Below are 24,529 nucleotides of genomic sequence, written 5' to 3' on the forward strand. Positions count from 1 at the left end.
GGAGCCGAGAGGGCAGAGGAGTCGGGCTGTAGGCCGGGGGGCGTCGCAGCGCTATGACCTGCACACGCATGACAAGTGGCCGTTCCCGAGGCTACTTTGACGCTTACGTGAGGCGCGGGTGCGTCCCCTCGTTGAGAGTCGCGAGCACGGGACAGGACGCAACGCGGGTCCACAGGTCAACGCAGCTGCGTATTCACCCCACAGGACTACATCGTCAACGCCCGCGAGTAACGCGGACAGCTGCGCGACCATTCCACACCGCAGGCCAGCGCCCAGGTATGGCTCCCAGGGTAGAGATCGATCACCAGTATCGTTGCAGCACGCCCATACGCTGTAGTTCTTGGATGTGCTCCGAAGTGCGGGCGGGTACTGAACCACCCGTGATCAACACTCCAGCCTCAATGTTCCTATCCACGCCGGACTGAGTGAAGTTGGCGCTGGTAGTGAACAACGCCTGTCGGTCGGCCAGCGCCAACTTGGCATGGGTCTTGGCCCCTGGCTCGGCCCGGCGGTCCGGGGGCCAGTGCCAAACCCTGAGCCCTGGCACATTGAGGAAGGCCGACGCCGGTTCTGTCCCGGAGAGCGCGCTGCCAGCCCCCTGTAGCGTTTCGACGACGACATCAATGCACACGCCTCTACCAGCTGCGGCCTCCAATGCGTGTGTAAGCGGCGCGTAGCGCGTCGCCGAGTAGGTCATCAGGAGAAGTTCGTGCTGGGCTGCCTCGACAAGCTGAAGCAGGACGCGGCTTGTCGTCCTGACCGGGACCCGGTGGGTTGATGGACCACTCCAGACGAGCGAGATCTCCTGTTCTTTGGCGCGCAGAGCATCTCCGGCAGCAAGGCCCCGGAGATAGGCGGCCGCCTCTGATGGAGCCGCGCCATCCGCTCCTATCGCCTCCAGAAGCGCTCGCGCTGCTTCTGCAAACCCGGGAAAGGCCCGCGCAGAGAGGATCGACGCGCTAGAGCGTTGCTTTCCTATCTCTTCGGCAAGAGCACGGACGCCGTCCGCTCCCACCATCGTCAAGGCTTCGGCCGCAGCTCGCTCGAATGTCGCTCCGGTCACTTGGCTCCCTGCAACAGGACGAGGTCCGGGTCGTCGATGGGCACGATGAAGCGGCGGTCCAAGAATCGGTTGCCACGCTCGCACGTGGTCTCCGACACGAAGAGACAGACGTGACAGGCCGCGCCGTGCAAAAAGTCCTCGTGCGGAGGGCGCGGAAGTCGCTCTGCGCAGAGCGGATCGGACGAGCAGCGCTCCGCGTCGGTCAAGGCGCGTCGCACAATGCGAGTGATCGCCTTGGGTTCGGCGAGCGAGACCAAACCGCCCAGCGTGCCTTCTGCGTCCGGTACGGCTGTGTAGATCAGGATGCCCGTACGCGGATCTTCGTCCCGACCGGCATAGATCCGTTCCGACAGGCTCGCCGAAGAGTATCCGCACTCCAGCGCGATGGCCCGGATCAGTAGGTGGGAGAGGGTGTGCAGGGCGATGTACCGCGCCCCGGGCCAGCCGCGCAACGGATTGTCGCCGCCTTGGACACGCCCCGAGTAGCGGTTGCGGCGGAATTCGACGTACGCGTCGCGGTGTGCCGCCAAGGCTGCGGAGTTGGCTACTCGTTGTTCCCAGGCAGCCACCAACGGCTCGGGCATACGCAGGAAGATGCCTTCTCCTCGTACCTCGCTGGCCGGAACCCAGGAGGGTGTGCTGCTGCGGGACAGCGGAGCACGGGTGACCAGATCCGGGTCTTCAGGGTCGGGCGCGTCGAGCCGGGTGAAACCGACCAGGGCACGCACTTCCCGGAGTCGTTCTGCTTGGACGATGTGCGAGAACGCGCCTGCCAGGGCAGAGGGGACAGGCACATCGCGGAGCGCGAAGTCCTCGGTGTGCTCCGGGACATGAGCGCTGGTGAAGATTTCCCATTCAGGGGTGAGGAGGTCGGGATATGACGTCGGCTGTGCACTTGGTGCCGTTTCAGCGGCAGCCCGCTGCTTCTGGATGGCTTCGAAGACGTCGGCTTGGTCCCATTGGTGAAGTGGCTTGAACTGCGGGAGGCCCCAGAGCAGTTCGAGCATGGCGGGTGCGTCGACTTTCTGGAGTGTGTCCCAGAGCTGCTCGATCTTTCCCTGCAAGGCGCTGCCGCTGGTGGGTGGGACAGCCAGGACGCTCAGCGTCTGTGCGAACCACTGATTGGACGCACCGATCACCAGCGGCTTCGGAGGCTGCTCGCAGCCACCCGGCTCAAAGGTCGCCAGGTGAGGGTGCCGGCCTCGACAACTGGGCAAGCTTGATTCTCCGCGGGGACCCATCGCGTCGCGGATGTTCCGTTCCTTGCCGCAGTTCACGCACTTGATTTTCACGTTGGCGGCCTGGTTGCCTCCGTGGTCCAGCATCTGCAGCCGGGGATGGCTGACCGCTGTGCACTGGCCGCCGCGGTGTACGAAGGTCGCGTACGGGAAGTCGTCCAGGTGTCCGGACGGGCAGACGAGTACGAAGCGCGCTGCCACAGCCAGCGGACGCTTGCCCTTGCGCTTCGTCGTGCAGTTTTCGTGGAAGAAGCGGGCCTTGTCCGGCCGGCGCGGCTGGGCGTTCTCGAACTTGAAGACCTTCGAGTCCAGCGCGCCCAGTTCGTTGCACGCGGTACAGCGCAGCCACTGCGGGAACGGTAGAACGGGCACACCCACTTTCGCCGCGAGTCCATTGGGGTCCGCGTCTGCTCCATCCATCCAGGGCGCCGGCCGCAGTTGGGTGACCTGGGGTCCGTACGGATCGGCAAGCAGGCTGTTGACAGCGCGCAGCAGCCGCGGTTCCTTCAGATCGTCCATTTGCACGGAGTCGTACTGCCAGTCGTCGATGCCCCGCACAAGGACGGCGAAGTTCGGCAGATCGACCAATGCTCCGACGCCTCCCGTGAACATCAGGTGGCTGGGGCGCACGGAGCCGACGCGGCGGCGGTACTGGGCCTTGTCCGTCATGCGTGCGCCTGCTTTCCGCTCTGTCCGTTCGTCACGGCCTTGTTGTCCAGGACGGCGCCGGTCTCGTCACCTTCGGGCGAGTCCTCGTCGCCGGGGCCGTCCTGCCCACCGCCCCCTGGATAGCTCCACGCGGGAGCCCCTCCGACCACGTCGAACAAGCCGCTTCCGGACACCAGAAGATTGATCTCGTTCTCCGTCTCACGCATCGACTGAGCAACGGTGAGCTCGTCCCAGACGGCGCCGGTGGCCCTGTTCAGCAGCCCGGCGAGCTGCTGCCCCTTCCACCTGCCCTCGTCGTAGCCCAGTCGCGCATTGCCCTGCTTCTTCTGTGCCCAGGCGTCTCTGAGGGTGTCGATGCGCTCCGCGAGATAGCCGCGGGCCCGTTCGCCGCCCACGGCCTCGGCGCGACGGAGGAAGCGCTCGGTGATCTGCTGTGCGGGCGGGCCGTCGAGATCGACATCGAAAGCGTCCGCATTGCGGGAGTTGTGATCGGTCGCGTTACGCACCGCGGCAATCCAGGCGGCTGCTGTCGTACGGTCCAGAGACCGGCGCGCGAACGGTGTGACGGACAGCGCTTCGACCTCGCGATAGAAGGTGGCGTGGTAGTGGCCGAAGTTCTCGAAGTGCGCGAGGTCTCGGGGTCGTGTCCAGTTGTAGAGCGTGACGACCAGACCCGGGCGCTTCGCGTCGCGGCCGACGCGGGACGACGCCTGAATGTACTCAGCGGTGTTCTTCGGTTGCCCCACCACGATCATCAGGCCGAACCGGGAGACGTCCACGCCGACTTGGAGCATGGAGGTCGCGATAACCGTGTCGACGGCGCCGACCCCTTCATTGCGAAGGGGCAGTTTCGATGGGTCGAGTCGCTGTTTGTGCTGCGCGGCGGCCTTCAGTTCCTCGGTCAGGGCGATCTTACGGAGCGTGGTGTCCGCCTCCTCGTCGAAACCGATCTCCAGGCGGGCGAGCACCTCCGTGATGTCCCCGGAGGAGATGCGGGAGGTCAGCTCCTGCACGGACAGCATGTCCGTCCTGCGCAGCAGCCGGTTCGAAAGGCCCTTGCGGTTGCCGTGCACTCGAACGCGAGTCGCGATGTCGTCGTCCAGGAAGCGGCGCATCCCCGCGAGTTCACGCGTGGCGTTGAAGTAGCCCACCAGCGTCATATACGGGTCGGCGGGCTTGCCGTGCTTGTCGAAGAGGGTCTGGCCGACGAGCAGCAGGATCTCCGCCACGCGGATCTCCGCCTGCTTCATCCTCACGCCGTGTGCGCAGATTCCCAGATAGCGTCGGCCGGGCGCCTGTTGCGAGAGCGCGACCTGCTGCGAGAAGAAGGTGTCCTCGACATCGATCACCTGGGGCGGGAAGATCGCCGCTTTTCTGGCGAAGACGCCGAGGATCTGGTCGGCCGCTCGCTTCGTCGTGGCCGTGGATGCGACGATCTTGGGCCCCACCAGCTTCGTGCCGCCCGTCCCTTCGGGCGCCGACCAGCTGCACAACTCGTCCACGGCTGCTTCGAAGAGACCGACTGTCGTGCCCAACGCGCCCGAAATCAGGTGGAGTTCATCCTGGATGATCAGGTCCGGCGGGCGCAGGCGCGTCACTTCCTGGCTCTTGACCGCTTCGTACTTGCCCTTCGCGTTGTGCTTCTCTCCGCACTTGGTCCGCGGGTCCAGGTCGGCGTGCCGGTAGCCGTGGCGCGGGCAGAGCTGGGACACCCGTCCGAAGAGCATTCCCGCGTACCCGCGCCACGGGAGCTGGGCGAGCTTGTCGACCGTGGCGATCAGCAGACTGGGAGCCAGCCGGTAGATCTCCTCGTCCACCGTGAGAATCGGCAGTCCCTCACGGGGAGAGCGTCGCTGCGAGAACGGGCAGGCGCTGTTGCCCTCACCATTGGCGCAGTAGAGGAGGACCCGGCGCAGATCACCGTCGGGGTGGAGATCGCGCTGTGCGCTGAGCGCCGTACCGCACCAGGGGCAGGCGAGAGTCTGCAGCACCTTGGCACCACGGCTGTCCCCGGCCTCCTTCGCCTCGGCGATCTGCTGTGCCGCTTCTTCGTAGCGGTTCGGGGAAACGGCCCCGCCCACCCACAGCCCGATCCGGAAGGGGGTCGCACCCCAGCGGGTGTCCCCGCCCTCGAACGCGTCTCGGCGCAGCACTTCTGCGGCACAGACCAGGGCGGCGGCGCGCTGGAACTGCTGCGCGGTCAGCAGCCGCAGGGTGTAGCGCATCAGTACGGCGACTCCCGCGTCCCCGCTACGGGCGTCCGCCCCGTTACCGATGGTTCCTTGAAGTCGGCGGATGGCGAAGGTGAAGGCGGCGAGCCCGAGATAGGCCTCGGTCTTTCCACCACCAGTCGGGAAGAACAACAGGTCAACAATGGCGTCGGCGCCCGCTCCCCGTTCGGGAAGCGTCGGAATGGCCAGGGCGCGGAGATTCAGCAGAACGAAGGCAAGCTGGAACGGCCGCCAGGACGCGGCGGCGGGCCCTTGGTCGACGATCCGTTGCTGGGCCTCGGCGAAGCTGAGACCCTCCCTCTCACGCAGTCCCGCGATGGCGGTGTGCCTCCGCTGAAGTGCCATCGCCCGGTTGGCGAACCGGAACGCCTCCAGTGCCTCAGGTCGGTCCGGGTCTCTGAGGAGGTCGACTCCGAGAGTAATGCGCACGGATACCTCGCGAGCCTGCTCGACCGCGGCGAGGGCGCTGTCCCGGAGAGCGGGGGGCAGTTGCTCGGCCTGCGCCTGTCGTTCGTCGAGCCATGCGCTGTATCCATCCGCCAACGGGGCGAGCGCTGCCGTCAGTTCAGCGGGGGCCAACTCGGCGAGCGTGTCCATGGAGAGTTCAAGCCCCGCGAGATGCTCGGCGTCGTCACCGGACGGCGCGATGGTGGCTGGAACATCGTGGACGGGAAGCCATGTGGTGGTGAGCGCACGGGCTCGCCGTTCGCCTTCATCGATCGTCACCGCGACGGCGACATTGCGGCCCGCCGCGTGTTTCAGCTGATTGCGGTAGAGCAGCGTCAGATGCTGCTCCTCCGGATCGGCCCCGCCGAACGCGTCGTGGGCCTCAGCCGCTTCGCCGAGCGGATCGGAGATGGGCAGAAAGACGGGTGCCGCGCCATCGAGCGCGGTGACCCGCAACTCCGTCTGGAACAGCCAGGCGGTGTCCTTCGACTGCTGGGGCTCCTCCTGGGCGTTCACCAGCGAGAGTTCGACCACTCGGGTCGGGCCGCCGGCACCCGGACGGTTCCGTACTTCGACGATCAGACGCACCCCGGGGGCTTCCGGATCGTCGGCGGTGAGCGGCAGAACCTGCCGGGGTTTCCCATCGAGTCGGACCTCGGGGTTCTTCTCGACCTCCTCGCGGCTCCAAGTCGCACGGGCGACTCCGTCGTCACTCAGCACCTGGGACTTGTGATATCGCCCCCACCGGACCCGTACGGAGACCGCGTCCACGCCGTCGTCCGCGGCGACAGCGAACATCATGCCCATGGACGAGGCCCACATCCGGCCGGCGTTCTGTGTCGTGAGCTTCTCGGGCAGGCTCTGGTCGCTGCTGTCGCCTTCGCCGTCGGAGTCGTCGTTCAACTGCTCGCCGGTGGCGGCCATGGAGGTCGTGAGGGTGCGCTTGGGGCCGATCAGTCCGACCAGATAGCGGTCGCGGGGGCCGGCCGCCCGGTGGTCGAACTCCTCACTTGGTCCGTCCCAGGGCCCGAGCAGATCGCGGCTGATGAGCTTGCCCAGATCGTCCCGGACTTCATAGGAGCTGGCGGGGACGAAGGTCTGCGGTACCTCACGGACCCGCTGGAGGAGGTCTTCTTCCAACGAGCCCGGCGGCACCGCAGCGGACTGACTGGGCATCGGGGCGTCCCTCTTTCGTACGTCATACGCGGCCCACGAGGGCCCTACCAACTCCGCGGCAACCGCTACCACGACCGTGACGACCTGGCATCACCTGGATGCTAATGGTCACCTCTGACATTCATAACGGGGTGGTCGGCGCAGCCGTGGCTTGTTCCGGATACTCAGCGCGGTCTCCGTCACCGCGTCTTTCAGGCCTTCCGGTGGGGTAGCCGCCTATCCGAGATCGATGATTCAGCCCGTCCTGCTGGTCGGCTGCCGCGCAACTCGTGCCGGTCGGCGAGCACTTGCGGGGCGGGAGTGGCACCTGTGACCCCGCCGGACTTCATCGGCCCGACGGGAGGGCTTATGCCCCGCAGGCGCTCTATCCGGTTTGGCACTCGTCCGGCTACCGTCATTTGCGAGGCCTGACCACGCACTTACTCGGATCGCCGTGCGCAATCGTTGTCTCGCAGCGGGGGTGCCTTATGGCTACCGGTACGACGTCCGCACGACTCGGCTTCTGGAGACGCGGCCAGGCCGCCGGCAACCGGCCACCGGCAGCTGGAGGCCGTGGCCAGCACGAGGAATGGCTGGGTCTGGTCACGTTGGACGGCCCGTTCCTGGGAATCCCGGCTCTGACGCGCGTATTGCCGCAGCTCGATGCCCTGGACGGACCGGCAAGGCGTTCCTTACGGCTCGCGCACCGCGAGTGGCAGTCCAAGCCGAGCGTCCACCACGATGCATGGATCGACTACCTCCTACGCGACCTGCTGGGCTGGGAGGACACGCTGTCCGTGGACCCCGCGCTCCTGGGCAACCTTTCGTTGTCCGTTCCGGAGCACCAGGAGACGCTCACTCCGTCCTTCGCGCTGATCAGCCCAGACGCCTCCGCCACGTCCAGCCCCCCACCGGGCGCGATTCCACTGCTAGGTCTCGTCTGCGCCCCGGACGTGCTGCCGACGGGTCGGCAGTCCGGCGCCGCGTGGGCTGCGTCTCCGGCGGACCGGCTGGCTCGCCTCTGCCGGCACCACGACATCGGACTCGGGCTGGTCACGGCCGGCCGATGGTGCACTCTCGTCTGGGCTCCTCGTGAGGCGGCGGCCACGTATGTCACTTTCGACACCGCGGACTGGGGATCGGCAGCCGACCGGACGACTGTACGGGCGTTCATCTCGCTGCTCAGCCGACGGCGTTTCTTCTCCGTGCCGGACGACGAGACGCTGACGTACCTTCTCAGCAATGCTGAGGACCGCGCGGAAGACCTCACCGAGTCCCTGGGCCAGCAGGTGAAGGAGGCCGTCGAGCTTCTGGTGGCCGCCATCGGCCGCAGGGACAGGGAGGCTCATGAGGCCGGTCGTCCTGGGCTGGAAAAGCAGTCGGCAGCCGAGGTCTACAAGGCCGCCCTCGCGACCCAAATGCGGATCCTCTTCGCTTTCTTCGCCGAGGAGAAGGGGCTGCTGCCCGCCGACAATCCCCTCTACGCGCGCTCCTACTCAGCTGGGGGCCTGTGCACCGAGTTGGAAGCACAGGCCCGGGACACAAGTGAAGAGGATCTGGAGCAAAGCACGGCCGCGTGGCACCGGCTTGTGGCCTTGTTCCACGCCATCTATCAGGGCGTGGACCACCCTGACCTGCAAATCTGCGGGTACGACGGGAGCCTCTTCGATCCCGGCCGGCATCCCTGGCTCGAGCCGGGCGGCGGAGAGTCGCCATGGCCGGTCGACGACCGGACCGTGCTGCACATGCTGCGGGCCGTGCAATACGTGACGACGGGCCGGGGCCGCCAGCGTGAGCGGCGCAGAACCACGTTCGCTCACTTGCGGATCGGTGATATCGGAAGTGTCTACGAGGGGCTACTTGAGTACGAGGGACAGCGCGCCGCCGGTCCGGTCATCGGCCTGATCGGCAAGCAGGGCCGAGAAGTACAGGTGGAGCTGGCGGAGGTCGAGCGGCACGCTGCCGAGGCCGCTCGGGCGGAGGATCCGCTCACCGCACTGGCTGCCTCGCTGTCCACCGCGTACAAAAGCTCCGGCATCGGCACAGCCACGGCCGTGCAGCGCGTGCTTCGTCCGCTCGCAGCGACTGAACGCGCGGCTACCGAGCGGAAGTTGCTGGCCGCGACGGGCGGCGACACGTCTCTTGTCGAGCGCCTCCGGCCGTTCTACGGCATCATCCGCCACGACCTGCGCGGCCTGCCTCTCGTGATCCTTCCCGGAGGTCTGTACGTCGGCAAGTCATCGAAGCGGAAGGCCACCGGCGCGCACTACACGCCCGAGTGGTTGGCAGCGGAGGTGGTGGAGGGGGCGCTGGAGCCCCTGGTGTACTCCCCCGGCCCGTTGGAAACAGCCGACCGGGAGTCCTGGAGGCTCAAGTCCAGCGCCGACATACTCCGCCTCAAGGTCGCCGACATCGCCTGCGGTTCGGGGGCATTCCTGGTCGCGGCATGCCGGTACCTGGCGGAGCGGCTGGTCGAGGCGCGGGCGATCGAGCGGGAGAAGGCCGCGGAGGGTCGTATCCGGGCACAGTTCGACACCGATGTCATTCGCCGACAGGAGCCATTCCGGGAGCGCGCGGACGAGGGCTTCGACCTGGTGATGATCCGGGCCCGCCGGAAGGTCGCGGAGCGGTGTCTGTACGGGGTCGACATCAACCCACTCGCCGTCGAACTGGCCAAGTTCGCACTGTGGTTGGACACAGTGGAGCCGGGAATGCCGTTCACGTTCCTGGACGATCGGCTGATCGACGGGGACTCGCTCGTGGGCATTTCACGCTCCGAGCAGGTGGACTACATGCACATGCTGCCTACGGCAGAGCACACAGTGCACCGCCGGTCTCCTGTCGACTACACGTCGACGATCTGGCAACAGACCGGGATGGGCGCCGATCTTCGGCGTTCCGCGGAGTTGCGAGAGAGTCTTATCGACATTCCGGGAGATTCGCTGACCGCCCTCGCCGAAAAGCGGCGCGTGCTCAGGGACGCCGAACTTTCCGTCCAGCACCTGGAGTTTTTCGGGGAGCTCCTCGCGACGGCCTCCCTGGCGCACGCGCCGCGTGGCACGCGGGGTCTGGACGCGGCAGCGATTGCTGCGGCGGCCTATCCGGACCAGTTAGGGAGGGCACTCCCGGAGGATCAAAGAGGCATCAAAGAGCGAGCCCAGGAGACAATGGCTCGATGGCGCCTCGCCGCAGAGGTCGAGGGTTTCGACGATTGGAGGCCCATCAACTGGCCTCACCGTTTCCCCGAGGTGTTTCAGGCTGGCGGATTTGACGCGATAGTGGGAAATCCTCCGTTCCTCGGAGGTCAGAAACTGACCGGCGCATTAGGGAAAGTATATCGAGAGTACTTGGTGCAAGTAGTCGGGCATGGAACACGTGGTAGCGCGGATCTGGCTGCCTATTTCGTATTGCGGGCGCACGAGTTGTTGAACGCAGGCGGTCAGACGGGACTGCTCGCGACGAACACGTTGGCACAGGGGGATACACGCGAGGTCGGACTTGACCAACTGGTCACGGATGGGGTGGAGATCCGACAGTCCATAAAGAGTGCGCCATGGCCGTCCCGGAGTGCGGTGCTGGAGTACTGCGCGGTCTGGACGAGCCGGGCTGCGATTGCCACCGCCGGAGCGCGGATCGCGGATGGGGTGGCGGTGAAGGGGATTACGTCGTCGTTGGACGTGGCATCCCGGGTGACGGGGACGCCACGTCGGTTGGCGGAAAATCAAGGCATCGCGTTCCAGGGAGCTATCGTCCTGGGACTGGGCTTCACGATGGAGCCCGCGCAGGCCCAGGCATTGATCGCGAAGGACGAGCGGAATAGGGAAGTGCTGTTCCCTTACCTAAACGGGCAGGACCTAAACTCCCGCCCGGATGGCTCGGCCAGCCGCTGGGTGATCAACTTTCATAACTGGAGCGAAGAGCGGGCTAGGCAGTATCCCGAGGCATACGAACAGGTACGCCGACTGGTGAAGCCTGAGCGGGACAAAAACAATAGGGCAGCTCGCCGTGAGCGGTGGTGGCAGTACGCCGAACGCGCGAAAGGTCTGCATGAGGCCATCCAGGAAATGGACCGAGTCCTGGTTCTGGCGCGCATTAGTAAAACGATCATTCCGCTCGCCGTTTCCACCCATCAGGTCCTGAACGAGAAGATCGTCGCCTTTGCATCCGAGGATGCAGCTTTCTTGGCCCTACTTAGCAGCGCCTCACACTATTGGTGGTCAATCAAGTACGGATCCACCATGAAGTCCGATCTCAACTACTCGCCAAGCGACGCCTTCGAGACTTTTCCCCTCTCCGAACTTACCCAAGAACTTTCCTACTTGGGTAGCCACCTCGATGCTCACCACCGCAAGGTCCTACTCGCCCGAGGCGGCCTCACCGCCACCTACAACTTCGTCCACGACGAGGCCTGCACCGATCCGGACATTGCCGGACTCCGTGCCATCCACCAGGCCATCGACGAAGAAGTAGCCCACGCCTACGGCTGGCATGACCTCGTCGACCAACCCGGGGGCCTCGACCACGGCTTCCATGACACCCGCCAAGGGCCCCGCTACACCATCGGTCCCGTCGTCCGCCAGGAAATCCTCGACCGGCTGCTCGAAGAGAACCAGCGCCGCTACCAGGCCGAGGTCAACGCGGGCCTCCACCCCAGGCAAGAGTCTCTCCCCTTCGACGAGTCATCCGTCACGCATACGAGGCCAACAACGCATCCAGCGTCCAAACAGTCGCCGCAACCCCGGAGGTCCGGGCAAGGTACCGGTCCCGCTCGATGAGGATGTTGAGGTCGCCGCATCCGAGCTGATTGCAGGCGTGCTCAATCAGGCTGCTGCCTGTACTGCCGCCCTCGATCAGCGCGCTGAGATGCGCCGCGTCCCACTCCACCTCGTTGAGCGCCCAGGGCGCCTTGCCCTCCACCACAGTGCGCAGCACGCCGGCGAACCGCTCCGCGCACGTGCGTCTCTGCCGTCCGTCGGCCAGCTGCGCGATGTGATTTCCCGTCTCGATGACCGCGGTCACGGGAAGCAGCAGGTCACAGTCCCGCGCCTCCCTCTTCTGGCGCAGCTCCTCGATCACCTTCTCGCGGTCCTGGCACTTACCGGGGATCTCAAGGAGATTGCAGAGAATCGACGTATCAACGAATTCAACCCTGCGAGCCACGCCTCACCCGATCCCCAGAAGACGGTCGAACTCCGTGTAGTCGCGGTCCTGTTGCCCGCGTGCTTCCAACCGCCCCTGCGTGATCACATCGCCCAGCCGCCCGGCGGCCATGGCAGCCGGATACCCGTCGAGTTCAGTGAGCTTAGTGAGCCGGCTCGTGCCCGACGCCCTGTCACGCCAGCACACCACCACCCCCTCGTGATCAGCGCTGTCGAGCGCCGACAACAGGGCCGGGCTGTGGGTGGTGATGAGCACCTGTGTGTCATTCTCCGCGCTCGCCTGCCGGACGAGTTGCAGGACTTCGGACGCCTGGGAGGGGTGCAGCCCGTTCTCCAGCTCCTCAACAACCAGCATGAGTGCGCGTTCCGCACCGTCCCTGGCGCTCCCCGCACTCGACGAACCGAGGTCAAGCCCCCGCCCCCCGGTGAGGAGCGACGTGGTGATGGCGAGGAAACGCAGCATCCCGTCACTCATCTCCCGGGCCGGGGTCAGCCCCAACTGCCCCTCGTCCAGAGCCAGCATCACATCGCCCAACTCGGACTTGGTGACTGCCAGCGTCTCGATCTCGTGATCGGCGAGGCCGCGCAGCAACTGCACGAGCCGGGCGAAGAGTTCGGGGCTCGTCTTCTGTACGTTGCCGATCGCGGCGGACAGGTTCTCCGCAGTGCGGCGCAGATGAACGTCCCGGGAGGGGACGTACTGGCGCATGAGGTGTGGCACCGGATCGAGATGGAAGGCGCCGGCCAAGGCCGTCATCACACGCAGGGCGATCCAGATGCAGTCGTGTTCGCCCTCTGTGTCACCGGCCAGGCGCAGCGGCAGCTGCGATGTGAGGAGACGTGAGTTGCGGAACGGACCGCTCGGATTCCGTCCGGGCCTGCCGTTGTGCCACGACGCCTGGATGTCGCCGAGGTGCGGGCTCGGCGCGCCGCTCACGAGCACGTCCCGGTGACCGCTGACAGTAGGCCCGGACAGGCGCTCCTCGATGATCTGCACCTCCGGCTCCACCTGGATCGTCACGTCCAGGCGAATCGGCCCGTACTCACTGCTCACGGTGCACCCGAGGGAGAACCTGTCCGACCCGTGGGGCACGCATCCGGCGAGCCCGCCACGCACCGGCCCCGCAGGGCTGCGCCGGCTCTCCAGTGCTTCGGCGATGTCCTCGCCGCGCGCCAGGCGGGACAGCACTTCGAGTCCGTCGAGCGCGTTGGACTTGCCGCTGCTGTTGCGTCCGATCAGCACAGTCAGTGGCGCAAGCCGAAAGGCCTCACCGCGAAAGCTCTTGAACGCGGTCAGGCGGACCTCTTCGATGCCCTGGGCAGTCACACCGGCAAAGTTACCGCAGGCCATGCCCTGCGGCCTGGTCTGCTCGGGACCGGGCATCGGTCAGCTCCGCCCATACGGTCTTGGTGAGCCGGTCGTCCGCCCGCGCACCCCAGCGAATGGCCAGGGTGTCGACGATGAGCAGGCCTCGGCCGGCGGATGCGTCGGGGGTGGTGGAGGTGAGGTCCTGAGGGGGTGGTGGCAGACGGTCCGGGCGGGTGTCCGTGACTTCGATACGGAGTGTGTACGTGGACGGGATGCCGTCGGGCGCGAGGGGCAAGTGCAGCGTCAGGCGGAAGTCTCGACCTGGGGTGCGGCCGTGCGTGACCGCGTTCGCGGCGAGTTCCGCGACCACCAGGGCGGCACGGTCGGAGAGGTCGGTGCCGTGCGGGATGCCCCACTCGTCGAGCTGATGGGTCGCGAGATGGCGGGCCAGGCGGGCGCCTCTGCGGGTAGAGCTGAGCTGGATGGTGAAGTGACGGACTGGCGGGACGGGTTGGGCGGTAGGTAGGGGGGTGGAGATCTGCTGATTCATGTCACTCAGCGTGGTCGAGCGCGCCTATCTTGAACAGTGACAAAGCTGATACGGAGCGTAGCTGTCGGGCTGTCCTGGCAGGTTGTCCGGGCTGTCGGGCGTGACTGCGTGCGCGATGAAGCGGTGTCAGGTGTGTGCGGGGTGACGACGGTACGGCCGGAGGTGACTGGCATGGCGGGTATGGAGTCGGAGGAGACGGGTTGCGAGACGGGAGGTCTGGAGGAGGAGCAGGACTGGGACGAGGGTATGTCCGAGATCCTGGAGATGGTGGGGCGTCATGTGCGGCGATGGCGGGAGCGGGCGGGGCTGACGCAGGCCGAGTTGGGCCGCCGGATCGGGTACACCGAGCATCAGGTGTCTGCGGTTGAGAGGGGGCGGCGGATTCCCAAGCCGGTGTTCCTCGACAAGGCGGATGAAGTACTGGGGGCGGGGGGGCATGCTGGCCGAGTTCAAGGAGGACGTGGAGAAGCTTCAGTACCCGAAGAAGGTGCGCCATCTGGCTCGGCTGGAGGCAGACGCCAAGGAGTTGGGTGCATATGCGGCCCACCAGGTCCACGGCCTCCTTCAGACCAAGGGGTACGCCGAGGCGCTCTACGGGATGCACCGGCCCATGCTGGACGAGGACACCATCGAGCGGAACGTGGCAGCGCGCTTGGCGCGGCAGGAGATCTTTCAGCGGCGGCCCGCACCCTTCTTGAGCTTCGTCCAGGACGAGGTAACACTGCGACGCCCAGTCGGTGGCAGGATGGTGATGCGGGGGCAACTCGAACGACTGTTGGAGGTCGGGCGGTTGCGGAACGTGGAGATCCAGGTGATGCCAACGGACCGTGAGGATCATGCAGGTCTGAGCGGCGGTTCCTTTCGGCTGTTGGACCCCAAGAACGGCCACAAAGTGGCGCAAGCAGAGGGGGCACTCTTCAGCCGCGTGACTGCGGAACGAAGGGACGTCCATATCCTTGAGGCGCGCTACGGGATCATCCGGGCACAGGCTCTCTCGCCGCGTGAGTCACTGGCGTTCATCGAGAAACTGCTGGGAGAAACATGACGATCAAGCTCTCTGCTAACAGTGTCGCCGGGCTGGAGTGGTTCAAGAGCAGCTACAGCAGCACCGACGGCCCCGACTGTGTCGAGGTTGCGGCCACCGGCGGCACGATCCACGTGCGCGACTCGAAGAACAAGCAGGGCGCGCGTCTGGGCTTCGGCCCGCAGGGGTGGGCTGCGTTCGTCGCGGATGTGCGTGAGGCAGCCTGAGCGGGACAGCAGGTGAGTGGGCCCCGGCTGGCAACTCGTCGGGGCCACAGACTTGTTCGGGTCAGTCGAGTCAGAAGAGGCTCGGAGGCTCCTCCGTGGAGTGCCTGGGGCGAGCAGCCTTCCTGGCCACCGCCGGGGCGGACTTCTTTGGCTGCTTCGTGGCATGCAAGCCCGCGACTACCTCAGCTTGGTAGCGGCGCTGGTTCTCTTCGAGGAGACGGTCGAGAATCTCCTGGCGGACGACGGGGCCGACAGTGTAGCGGGGACCTTGGCGGGTGTCGTGGAAGCCATGGTCGAGGCCAGTGGACTGGTCGAGGAGGTCTTGCCAGCCGTAGGCACGGGCCACCTCCTCGTCGATGGCCTGATGGATTGTGCGGAGTTGGGTGATTTCTGGATCCGTGCACGTTTCGTCGTGAACGAGGTTGTACGTGGCAGTGAGGCCACCATGAGTGGCCATGAATTCATGGCGCCAACCATTCAGTTGGTCACCCAAGTCTCGGAGCGCTGCGGTGGCTTCCGGGCGCGCGAATGTCTCAAAGACGTCCGATGGCGTGTAACGGAGGTCCCCCTTCATGGTGGAGGCTCGATTGATGGCCCACCAGTAATGCGGTGCGCTGCTCAGCAACGCCAGCATGGCCAGGTCGTCAACGGCGAAGACCGCTAGCCCGTGCGAGAAGACCTGACTCGGCTGCACCACGGCAGGCATGACCGTCTTCGTGTGAAGGGTGATCGCGAGCGCTCTCCGCAGATTTGCGATGGTTCGGTACAGCTCAGGAGCTGGGCGTGTAAACCGCCACCAGATCTCTCGCCGCTGCTTGTTGTTGTTCTTGTCTCTCTCCGGCTTGACCAGGTTCCGCACTTGCTCATAAGCCTCTGGATACTGCTTGGCCTCTTCCTCACTCCAATCGCGGAAATTGATGATCCAGCGGCTGGCCGAACTGTCCGAACGGGAGTTAAGATCCTGCCCACTGAGATACGGGAAGAGTACCTCTCGGTATCGTTCGTCCTGAGCAATCAACGTTTGGGCCGCTTCTGGCTCCATCGTGAAACCCAAGCCCAGCACATACGAGCCAATGAACGCAATTCCCCGGTTCTCCACCAGCCGATCCGGCGTCCCCGTCACTCGCGACTCTGCATCCAAAGTTGACGTAATACCGCTAACCGGCACGTCGTCAGAGAACCTTAGGCCGCCCTCTGCCACCCCTGCCCGACTCGTCCACACCGCGCAGTACTCCAGCACCGCGCTACGCGATGGCCAGGGCGCACTCTTCACCGACTGCCTGATCGTCACTCCATTCGCGACCAGTTGGTCTAGCCCCACCTCTCGCGTATCGCCTTGCGCCAGAGTATTCGTCGCGATCAGCCCTGTCTGGCCATCCATATTCAACAACTCATGGGCGCGCAAGAGGAAGTACGCGACCAAGTCCGCGCTTCCTCGAGCGCCTCTCCCCAGCTCCCCCACCAGATACTCCCGGTACGCCTCACCCACCGCACCCGTGAGCTTCTGCCCGCCCAGGAACGGCGGATTCCCCACTACCGCGTCAAACCCATCCCGCTCGTCCCACACCTCCGGGAAAACCAGTGGCAGATGCGCCGGCTCGCGCTCGAACCCATCAACGGGCTTATTAGTTCCCAGCCATCGCGACGCCAAGATCTTCGCCCGTCGCAGCTCCTCACCCGCGACCACCTCGTCACCCCCCGAATCAACCACCGCATGAGCCGCCGTAACCGCCCCAAACGCCAGTTGATCCCGCTCCCTATCACCCCGCCCAGCCCCCGCCAGAGCCGCCCCCACCACCAGGTCCGCAAACACCCCGGCCTGCCGAGTCTTCTCCCGCACAGAAGCCAGAATCGCCCGCTTCTCCCCCAACTCCTCCAGCCCAACTCCCGGAATCCCCGCCAACTTCCTCCGCTCATCGGCGACTTCACGCACCAGCCGCCGCACACCCCCCGTGAAGTCGATCCCGTCCCCATGAATCCGACGCCCCCGCACCGGATCCAGATGCATAGCCTCCAGCTGCTCCACAGACGTGATCCCCAGCAGCGAATCCCCCGCCACCAGCCGGTCGTCCAGGAACGTAAAAGGCCGCTCGGGGTCCATGGACACCAACCACAGTGACAGCTTCGCCATCTCCACTGCCATGGGGTTGATGTCGACGCCGTACAAGCAATGCTCAATAACCTGTCGCCGAGCCTCGACCATCACCGGATCGGCCTCAGCGTCCACCGCCGAGGCAGACAGCGACCCCGCCGCCTCCAGATACGCGATAGCCCGCGCGTCCTTCTCCCGAGCCCACGCCTCGACAAGTGCATGGGCGAGGTACCGGCAGGCAGCCACCAAAAACGCTGCCGAACCCATCGCGATGTCCGCGACCTTCAGCTTCAGCAGCTCGGTCGACGGCTTCGGCCGCCACTGTGAACGGTCAGAGGTCGTCAGTGGCCCGTGCTCGGCCTCGTACACCAACGGCTCCAGCGCCCCGTCAGCCACCTTCTGCGCAAGGGACTTGGGCGTGTAGTGCGTGCCCGTGTTCTTTCGGAGCGCGGACTCCGTGACGTACAGCGCGCCCGGCCGGATGACCACCGGCAGGTCCCGCAGATCACGCCGGATGATCCCGTAGAACGGCAGCATCCGCTCCGTCAGCTCCGCGTCGCCGCCCGTCGCGGCGAGCAGCTTCTTTCGTGCGGCCTCGCGCTCCGAATCGCCCAGCGGAGCAAGTGACTTGGCGACTTTGGCCGCACTCCCGATCCCGGTCGTCTTGTTGTACTCCTCCGCCAGGAGCATCCCCAGGTCCGCCGGCTCCCGGACCCCGGCTGCTTTCGCCTCAAGCCAGGACAGCAGCACCTCCGCCTCAAGCCCCGGCTTGCCCACCAGCCCAACGACCGTGTCCTCGGCCCGCCGCCCCTGATACGAGAGCAGGCCTTCATACACGTAGCCGATCTGCTCGACGTCCAGCGTCCGGAACGTCAGTCGGCGCCGCTCCCGCTTCCTGCCCGTGCCGATCGAGACGTGCTGCACGGACTGGAGCATGTGGAGGACGGTTCGGTCGTCGATGGGCAAGGGCTCGCTCGGGTCGGCCTCGCCCGTTCCTCGTCCCTCCAGCCAGGGGTAGGCGTTGGGGTCGAAGATCGAGCCGTCGTACGCGTGCATGGTGAGCTTGGGGTGGTCCACTCCCCCATACACCGCGTTGAAGAGGGCGATGAGTTGATGCCAGCCAGCCCTCGTCTGCTCCAGGTCCTCCTCGGTGGTCTCCCTGGCCCGCCGCTCCAGTTCCTCGGCGAGTCGGCTTGCCGAATAGGCCTGCGTGTACAGTGCGTTGTCGCTCGGGAGCAGGCCGCGCTCCTCGGCGAAGAGCAGGAACACCACCCGCATCATGATGGCGACCGCGCCCCGGTAGACCTCCTGCGCGGGGACGTCGGCGAGGCCACGGCCGCCCTTGGCTCGCTCGCTGATGTCAGCCCGGCCGATGGCTTCCACGAGGAGTTCCACGGCCTGGCGGACCTGGACGCCGAGGGCGTCCGTCACGTCTTCCTGGTTGTCCAGGGACTCCCGCAGCAGCGGGAGCAGCATCTGGTCGTCCTCGACGGAGAAGAAGCGGCGCCTGTTCAGGAGCGACACGAAGGCTCGTACGACCACGCGCTCGGCCTGCTCCGTCCAGGCCACCGTGTCGAAGACGGCCGACGTGGTGACACCGCCGCGTGGCGCCCACACCAGGGCCCACCAGCGGCCGTCCGTCACCAGACCCAGCTCCACACCGTGGTGACGGCAGAGGTGTGCCATGCGGTCGATCGGTGTCGCCGACCAAGGAGAGTCCGGGATGCGGCGAGCCGGGTGCTGACCCGCCGGGACCGTCAGACCGAGCATCGAAGCGCCGGCAACCAGCCCCGCCGTGTCGCCCCCTTCGCCATCCGCCCCCGGGTCGAGCAGCGCGAAGGTCGGGGCGACCCGCTCGTCGTGTTCCGGGACGTCGACGGCGAGGGCCTCGGTCAGTGCCTCGCCTTCCCTCAACGCGTCTCCCCAGCCGAGGAGTTCACTCAGCAGGAAGTGAATCCACGCCTCCTGTCCCGCCTCCTGGTCGGACAGCCAGACACCGTGCTCGTAACGCAGCCGCGCGCGCGTCGGCTTGTCGATCGAGTCGAGTTGCTGCCAGGTCCTCAGCAGCACGGGCAGCGTCAGGAACGGTCCCGACACGTCCACCAGGCTCAGCCAGTCCAGGTGCTGCTGCCTGCCGTCGGGGAGTGGTGCCCCGCTGCGGGCGCGTCCGCGGCCGTGGTTCGTACGGACGGTGGTGCTCACTTCACGGCCTCCCGGCGGGGAACGACGAAGACGACGGCGACGGGGAACAGCAGCGGTTTGGGCTGGGCGTAGCGTGCGGCGATCGAGGCGAACTCGCGTTCTTTCTCGCTCTCCAGGGCGTCCAGCCTCTTCTCCCAGTTCTCACGGTCCCGGCGCTGCTGTTCGGCCTCGTCGAAGGCGAGCTCCAACTGGCCTTCCTCTTCCTCTTCGGCCGGTTTACCGATGGCGGCCCGCAGCGAGGCGCGGAAGGCGTCGATGTTGGCGGCGATGCGTTCCGCCTCCTCTCGGCGGCGGTTTTCGAGACGGCCCTCCAGCGCGGTCTGGCGGTTGCGGGCGCGCCATTCGAGGGAGGACACCAGGGGTTCGCTCACGTGGGGCCAGGCATCGGTCAGTCGGCGCTCAAGGAGTGGGGACGCCTTGGTGGCATTGGCGAGCGCGTTGTCGAGGATCTCGCGCAACGTGGTGATCTTCTCAAGGCGGTTGAAGCGGACCGGGCCGCCCGCCGTGTCGTCGTCGCGAAGCCAGCCGCCTGCCTGGAGGACCTCTTCGTGGAGGCGTATGCCATCCGCGCCGACGAGGACGAAGCGAGCGAAGGCTCCGACGAGGGTGGTCTCCAGCTCCGGATGGTCGCTGACGACGGCGGCCACGCGGGCGAGGCCGGTCTGGTCCTTGTTCCATACGGCCGCGCGGAGCAGGCGCGTGGACATGCTGACCAGGGGATGCCCCAGGTGAGCGAGGACCACGTCGTCACGGCCCTTGGCGCTCTGCGCGTCGAAGGTGATGGGTCGCTGGATCTCGGGGCGCAGCTTGTCCGCCAGGCCTTGGCCCGCCCGCTCCCAGGAGTCAGTCAGTGTGGGAACTTCGTAGAATCCCGGGGCGAATTCGCGTTCGTCGATGACCGGGCTGATGTCCTGCTGACGGGCGAGCGGAAGGGCTGTGGAGACCACGCGAGCGATCCTTGACGGCGTGATGCCGAGCGTGGTCACGGTGGCGTCGACCTGATCCTTCAGACGCTGTGCCTGTGCCTGGACGTCACGCTCTGCGGTCACATTGCCGCCGCGCTTCGCCTTTCGGCCGGCGTACGCCTCAGCCCGCTCGACGTCGAAGTCGGCACCCAGGTCACCGGTCATCCTGCGTTGTACGGCGTCGGCGAGTACAGCGTTGACCTTGCCGAGGTCCTCTTCCATGCGTGCGACCTTGTTGGCTACGCGGGCGAGGAATTCGAGGTCGGCCTCGTAGTTGTCGACTGTCGTCTCGTAGCCGCTGCCGATGAAGTGGACGATTTGCGGGGCGGTGCGCTGGCCGTAACGGTCGATGCGGCCGATGCGCTGTTCCAGCTTGTTGGGGTTGAACGGAATGTCGTAGTTGACCAGGCGGTAGCAGTGCCGCTGGAGGTCGATGCCTTCGCTGGCCGCGTCCGTAGCGAGGAGGATGCGTACCTCGTTCTCGGTGGGCTCGGCCTGGAAAGCGAGGCGCAACTGCTCGCGGTCGTCGGTGTTCATGCCCCCGTGGAGGAGGGCCACGCGGTCGCCGCCGAGGCCGTGGTCACGCAGCAGGTTCTGGAGCCAGATCTGGGTGTCGCGGTATTCGGTGAAGACCACGACGCGTTCGTTGGTCCAGTGCTTGCCGTCCGGCAGACACACCGCCTTGACGTAGGCGATGAGTTCCTGGGCCTTGGAGTCGGCCTGCGCCTGGTGGCGTTGCGCCCACTCCTGCATCTGCTCCAGGAGGCCGGCCTCGTCGCTGTCGGTGCTCGGCTGGAGCGTGGTGGCGCGGGCGATGGCGTCGTCCTCGGCTTCGGCGAGCGGTTCGTCGTCGAAGTCCGCGTAGTCGTCGAAGAAGGTCTCCTGCCAGTCCTCGATCTCCTCGGCCGCCTGCTGCTTCTTCGTGCGGAGCGTTTCCAGGTAGACGGCGATGGTGCGGGCGAAAGCGTCCGGGGACGAGAACAACCGCTTCTTCAGGAGCAGCGTGACCAGATCGGCGGCCTTGCGGCCGCCCTTGTACCGGGTGCCGAGCTTGGCGCGGCGCAGGCGGGCGTACTCCTTGAGGAGTCCGTGGATGCGGCGCTCGTCGTCGGTGTACTCGACGGGCAGGGCAACCGTCGTGCGCTCCAGGAAGCGGCGGGTGCCGTCCGGCTCTCGGATGTCGGTCTTGAGCCGGCGTACGACCGTGTCCTTGACCGCTGCCGGGTCAGGCTCGACGCCGCGGGCGAAGCGCTGGCTGTCGATGATCTCCAGGAGGGCGGTGTACGACGCTTGGTAGCCGTTGTGCGGCGTGGCCGACAGGAAGAGCCGGTGCTCGAAGTGCGGCGCGAGGCGGCGGATCAGCTTGGTCTGCTGGGAGTCGACAGGGTAGAGCTGCTTGGGCGCGGAGGGTGCGACATGGTGCGCTTCGTCGAGGATGAGCAAGTCGAAGATGCGCTTTGCGGGGGTGGCCGAGTCGGTGTTCTCGGTGGGGAGTATCTCGGCGAGGAGACGCTGCGCCTTGGGTCCGCGCAGCCAGGGCAGGCTGACGATGCACTGCGGATAGATGTTGAAGGGGTTGGCCGCGCTGCCGTGGCTGCGACGTACTTCGGCGCTGCGCTCGGAATCGATGATCGTGAAGTCCAGGCCGAACTTCTCGGCCATCTCGTCGCGCCACTTCACGGTCAGGCCTGCCGGGCAGACGATCATGATCTTGTGAGCGCGGTTGCGCAGGATCAGTTCCAGGGCGACGAGGCCCGCCTCGATGGTCTTGCCGAGGCCGACGTCGTCGGCGAGTAGCAGGTTCACGCGCGGAGCGGCGACCGCTCTGGAGACAGGCTCCAGCTGGTACGGCTCGACGGCGACGCCAGAGCGGAACGGCGCCTGAAGCGTGCGTACGTCCGCGGAGGTCACGGCCGACCAGCGGACCGCGTCAAGGAAGGCGGCGAGACGCTCGGGCGGGTCGAAGCCTCCGGCGGTCACATCGGGGAGGGAGCCGGCCGGCAGCCTGCGCCGTCCCGGCTCGACCTCCCAGATGACCGAGAGGGTGTCGTTGTAACGGCCGTCCTCGACGCTGTTGAGGGTGACCAGTGTGGTGCCCCTGCTGGCGTCGCCGTCCGGCCTCTCCGCCTCACCGAGGTCCACGTCGGCCACCACCCAGCGCTGGCCACGAACCTCGACCAGGTCACTGATCTCGGGGACTGCGGTGGGGTCCTGGGCATCGCCTCGGCGGCGGACTGCCCGCTGCGCCACTCCCGCCAGGTCGGTGGTGGTCGACGATGTCGTCATCGGCTCTCCGCGCTCCTCACACCGCCCTGGCCCGACAACCGGGCCGGCCTGGGCGAATCCCGTCAAACACAGCAATTCAAACACGCACCCTGCAGGGCTCCGGCGCTCCCTGCCCGGCCCCGAAACACTGCGCCTACTGTGGCACTGGCTCACACAAGCGGTACAGGCTCCGTCACAGCACGTCGAAGCCCGTCAGGTTGATCAGCTCGTGGAAGTTTCCGCGCCGGGTGAGATCGCCCTCGATCTTCAGGTCGCGTCGGGCGCGGTGGGCGTCGGTCGCCCGGTCGTAGTTCTCCTCCGTGAGGTGGAGGTGGATCTGGCGCTGCTGGCCGACGAGATCCCCGTTCTCCTGCATCAGCCGGCCCTCCACGGTGACCTCGCCGGGCCCGAAGTCGGCGACACGCTTGAGCTTCGTCGGACGGCCCACGATGGTCACGCCCCGGTCCGGTTCCTGGCGCCGCAGGTCCTGGGCGCCTTCCCGCAGCACGGGCACGAGGCGTTGCGGGAATTCCGCGACTGACTTCTCGTACGGCACGGGCCATCGTGGTGACCAGGCGAAGTCGAGCGAGAAGCCGTGCCCTGTCGGCCGATTGCCGTTCCCCTGCTGGGAGTTACGACTGTCCTGGCCGCCGATACCGGCCAAAGCCTCACATAGGTCGGCGGAAATGCCCTGCTCCACCCCCTCCGAGAAAGGGGCGGAGTCATCTGCCAGCGCCGCCTGCTCGGCCGCCGTACGTGCAGCTGTCACCGCCTCGTACATCCTGCGCGACACCTGGCGGGCGAACGGCTCCGGCGCCACATCCAGTTCGGGAACGTCCTCGAAGAGCGACCCTTCCGATGTGGCTTCGGGCAAGGGGACTTGGACCGTGAAGATGTAGCTTCCGGGAGCGCTGGGGCCGAACCGCGCGCTCTCTACGAAGTCCTTCGCCCTCTGCGGCTTGCGTCGCGGCTGCACAAGGCGGTGCTCCTCCGCGACTGTGTCGCAGGCTGCGGCCATCAGCAGATCCCGGGCGCTGGTCACGGCCAGAACACCGTCCTGCACCGGGATCGTGCCCGACGGTGTGCGTGGCATGGTCCTGATGTACTGCACATCGAGGCCGGTCATTGTCAGGTCCTGGTGAACGACCGAGGCTGGACGCCCCTCTGTGACAGACAGCGCACCGATCAGATCCGCCATCCGGTCCGCGTAGTCGGCGAGTTCACTGTCCAGAGGGAGGAGCACACGGTGGTGCTGGCCTCCCCATTCCAGCTCCCAACGGCGGCTGTAGCGGATCCGGCTGCCCTGTTTCCATCCTCTGCTGCGTAAGTAGTGCGCCACATCCCGCGGGCGCAGGCGCTCCAGCTCGTGCTCGGGCACTCCGACTGCTGTCATGGCACGGGCACCTCCTCGCACGCACGGTCGAAGAATTCGTGCAGAGCGTCGACTGTGAGGAGATTGTCGCGCGGCACAGTGACAGTGAGGGTCTTCTGCTCCCGCTGGACCGGCATGGAGTGGTGCTCCAGCGACAGCCAGTAAGCCGAGTGATGCAGGACCAGAGCCTCTTCATCGAGGCGGATGTACTTCCGTGGATCGGCGGGGACCACCACCATCACCAGGTAACACGGAACCTGCCTGCGGCCCCGCAGCCTCTTGAACTGCTCGATCGGCAGGGAGATCTTGAAACCGGAGTCGGTGGAGGTGAACTCGTCGACTCTGCGGGACTTTATTTGGAGGGCGATCTGGACATCCAGTTCCGGCATCTCGTGGTCCCGGCCGAGGATGAGGTCCTTGCCGATGTCCGGGTAGGGAACGGCCACTTGGAAGCCGGCCGCGGCGGCTATGGCCGCCACGAACGTCTCCCCGTACCAGCCCTGGTGGTTGTTGAGCTCCATGCGCCCCCGCGCTCCGGTCGCAGGCCACCCGTCACGCGCC

The 24,529-nt window shown here is 66.4% G+C and carries 12 protein-coding genes and 1 pseudogene; 3 read left to right on the top strand and 10 right to left on the bottom strand.

Features of this window, described 5'->3' with window-relative positions:
• Positions 1-301: 301 nt before the first annotated feature.
• Genes drmC through drmA form a run of 3 tightly spaced genes read right to left on the bottom strand, consistent with a single transcriptional unit; the run spans position 302 to position 6,824 of the window.
• A complete protein-coding gene (gene drmC / locus ACIOHP_RS08170) occupies positions 302-1,063 on the bottom strand; it encodes a DISARM system phospholipase D-like protein DrmC (protein WP_401884443.1) in 762 nt (253 codons plus the stop codon).
• Positions 1,060-2,970, bottom strand: coding sequence for a DrmB family protein (gene drmB / locus ACIOHP_RS08175; protein WP_401884446.1), 1,911 nt, complete (start codon positions 2,968-2,970; stop codon positions 1,060-1,062). Before drmB ends, drmC begins: the two co-directional genes overlap by 4 nt.
• A complete protein-coding gene (gene drmA / locus ACIOHP_RS08180) occupies positions 2,967-6,824 on the bottom strand; it encodes a DISARM system helicase DrmA (RefSeq protein WP_401884448.1) in 3,858 nt (1,285 codons plus the stop codon). The genes drmB and drmA overlap by 4 nt, the downstream gene beginning before the upstream one ends.
• Positions 6,825-7,291: 467 nt before the next feature.
• Here drmA and ACIOHP_RS08185 point away from each other — a divergent pair, with 467 nt between their 5' ends.
• Positions 7,292-11,578 carry an Eco57I restriction-modification methylase domain-containing protein gene (locus ACIOHP_RS08185; RefSeq protein WP_401884451.1) on the top strand — a complete coding sequence of 1,429 codons (4,287 nt, stop codon included), beginning with the start codon at positions 7,292-7,294 and terminating at the stop codon, positions 11,576-11,578.
• Here the strand turns inward: ACIOHP_RS08185 and ACIOHP_RS08190 are convergent.
• Genes ACIOHP_RS08190 through ACIOHP_RS08200 form a run of 3 tightly spaced genes read right to left on the bottom strand, consistent with a single transcriptional unit; the run spans position 11,490 to position 13,821 of the window.
• Positions 11,490-11,963: a hypothetical protein gene (locus ACIOHP_RS08190; protein WP_401884454.1), complete on the bottom strand. Its 474-nt coding sequence runs from the start codon at positions 11,961-11,963 to the stop codon at positions 11,490-11,492. The two genes, ACIOHP_RS08185 and ACIOHP_RS08190, sit on opposite strands and share 89 nt — an antisense overlap.
• A 3-nt stretch (positions 11,964-11,966) precedes the next feature.
• On the bottom strand, positions 11,967-13,346 hold the full coding sequence (locus tag ACIOHP_RS08195) for an AAA family ATPase (protein ID WP_401884456.1): 1,380 nt from the start codon (positions 13,344-13,346) through the stop codon (positions 11,967-11,969).
• Positions 13,300-13,821, bottom strand: a complete 522-nt coding sequence (locus ACIOHP_RS08200; protein WP_401884458.1) for an ATP-binding protein — start codon at positions 13,819-13,821, stop codon at positions 13,300-13,302. Before ACIOHP_RS08200 ends, ACIOHP_RS08195 begins: the two co-directional genes overlap by 47 nt.
• A 180-nt stretch (positions 13,822-14,001) precedes the next feature.
• Here ACIOHP_RS08200 and ACIOHP_RS08205 point away from each other — a divergent pair.
• Positions 14,002-14,866, top strand: a pseudogene (locus tag ACIOHP_RS08205) (helix-turn-helix domain-containing protein).
• Positions 14,863-15,072, top strand: a complete 210-nt coding sequence (locus ACIOHP_RS08210) for a DUF397 domain-containing protein (RefSeq protein ID WP_401884460.1) — start codon at positions 14,863-14,865, stop codon at positions 15,070-15,072. Before ACIOHP_RS08205 ends, ACIOHP_RS08210 begins: the two are co-directional and overlap by 4 nt.
• 70 nt (positions 15,073-15,142) lie before the next feature.
• On the opposite strand, the gene ACIOHP_RS08215 is transcribed toward ACIOHP_RS08210, so the two are convergent.
• The 4 genes from ACIOHP_RS08215 to ACIOHP_RS08230 form a co-directional block, all read right to left on the bottom strand.
• Positions 15,143-19,366: an Eco57I restriction-modification methylase domain-containing protein gene (locus tag ACIOHP_RS08215; RefSeq protein WP_401884462.1), complete on the bottom strand. Its 4,224-nt coding sequence runs from the start codon at positions 19,364-19,366 to the stop codon at positions 15,143-15,145.
• Positions 19,363-22,617: a DISARM system SNF2-like helicase DrmD gene (gene drmD / locus ACIOHP_RS08220; RefSeq protein ID WP_401884466.1), complete on the bottom strand. Its 3,255-nt coding sequence runs from the start codon at positions 22,615-22,617 to the stop codon at positions 19,363-19,365. The genes ACIOHP_RS08215 and drmD overlap by 4 nt, the downstream gene beginning before the upstream one ends.
• Positions 22,618-22,789: 172 nt before the next feature.
• Entirely contained in the window at positions 22,790-23,989 is a 1,200-nt protein-coding gene (locus ACIOHP_RS08225; protein WP_401884469.1) for a hypothetical protein, read from the bottom strand.
• The gene (locus tag ACIOHP_RS08230) at positions 23,986-24,489 is read right to left on the bottom strand and encodes a DUF4365 domain-containing protein (RefSeq protein WP_401884471.1); all 504 of its coding nucleotides are present in this window, start codon (positions 24,487-24,489) and stop codon (positions 23,986-23,988) included. Before ACIOHP_RS08230 ends, ACIOHP_RS08225 begins: the two co-directional genes overlap by 4 nt.
• Positions 24,490-24,529: the final 40 nt, after the last annotated feature.

This window comes from Streptomyces sp. NPDC087859 (assembly GCF_044742595.1).
GTDB classification, from domain to species: domain Bacteria; phylum Actinomycetota; class Actinomycetes; order Streptomycetales; family Streptomycetaceae; genus Streptomyces; species Streptomyces canus_F.

Excerpts from the sequence above, each read along its gene's own strand:
- ACIOHP_RS08195 (WP_401884456.1), bottom strand. The coding sequence starts at position 13,346 with ATGCCCGGTCCCGAGCAGACCAGGCCGCAGGGCATGGCCTGCGGTAAC.
- ACIOHP_RS08185 (WP_401884451.1), top strand. The coding sequence starts at position 7,292 with ATGGCTACCGGTACGACGTCCGCACGACTCGGCTTCTGGAGACGCGGC.
- drmA (WP_401884448.1), bottom strand. The coding sequence starts at position 6,824 with ATGCCCAGTCAGTCCGCTGCGGTGCCGCCGGGCTCGTTGGAAGAAGAC.
- drmB (WP_401884446.1), bottom strand. The coding sequence starts at position 2,970 with ATGACGGACAAGGCCCAGTACCGCCGCCGCGTCGGCTCCGTGCGCCCC.
- ACIOHP_RS08200 (WP_401884458.1), bottom strand. The coding sequence starts at position 13,821 with ATGAATCAGCAGATCTCCACCCCCCTACCTACCGCCCAACCCGTCCCG.
- ACIOHP_RS08225 (WP_401884469.1), bottom strand. The coding sequence starts at position 23,989 with ATGACAGCAGTCGGAGTGCCCGAGCACGAGCTGGAGCGCCTGCGCCCG.
- drmD (WP_401884466.1), bottom strand. The coding sequence starts at position 22,617 with ATGACGACATCGTCGACCACCACCGACCTGGCGGGAGTGGCGCAGCGG.
- ACIOHP_RS08210 (WP_401884460.1), top strand. The coding sequence starts at position 14,863 with ATGACGATCAAGCTCTCTGCTAACAGTGTCGCCGGGCTGGAGTGGTTC.
- ACIOHP_RS08230 (WP_401884471.1), bottom strand. The coding sequence starts at position 24,489 with ATGGAGCTCAACAACCACCAGGGCTGGTACGGGGAGACGTTCGTGGCG.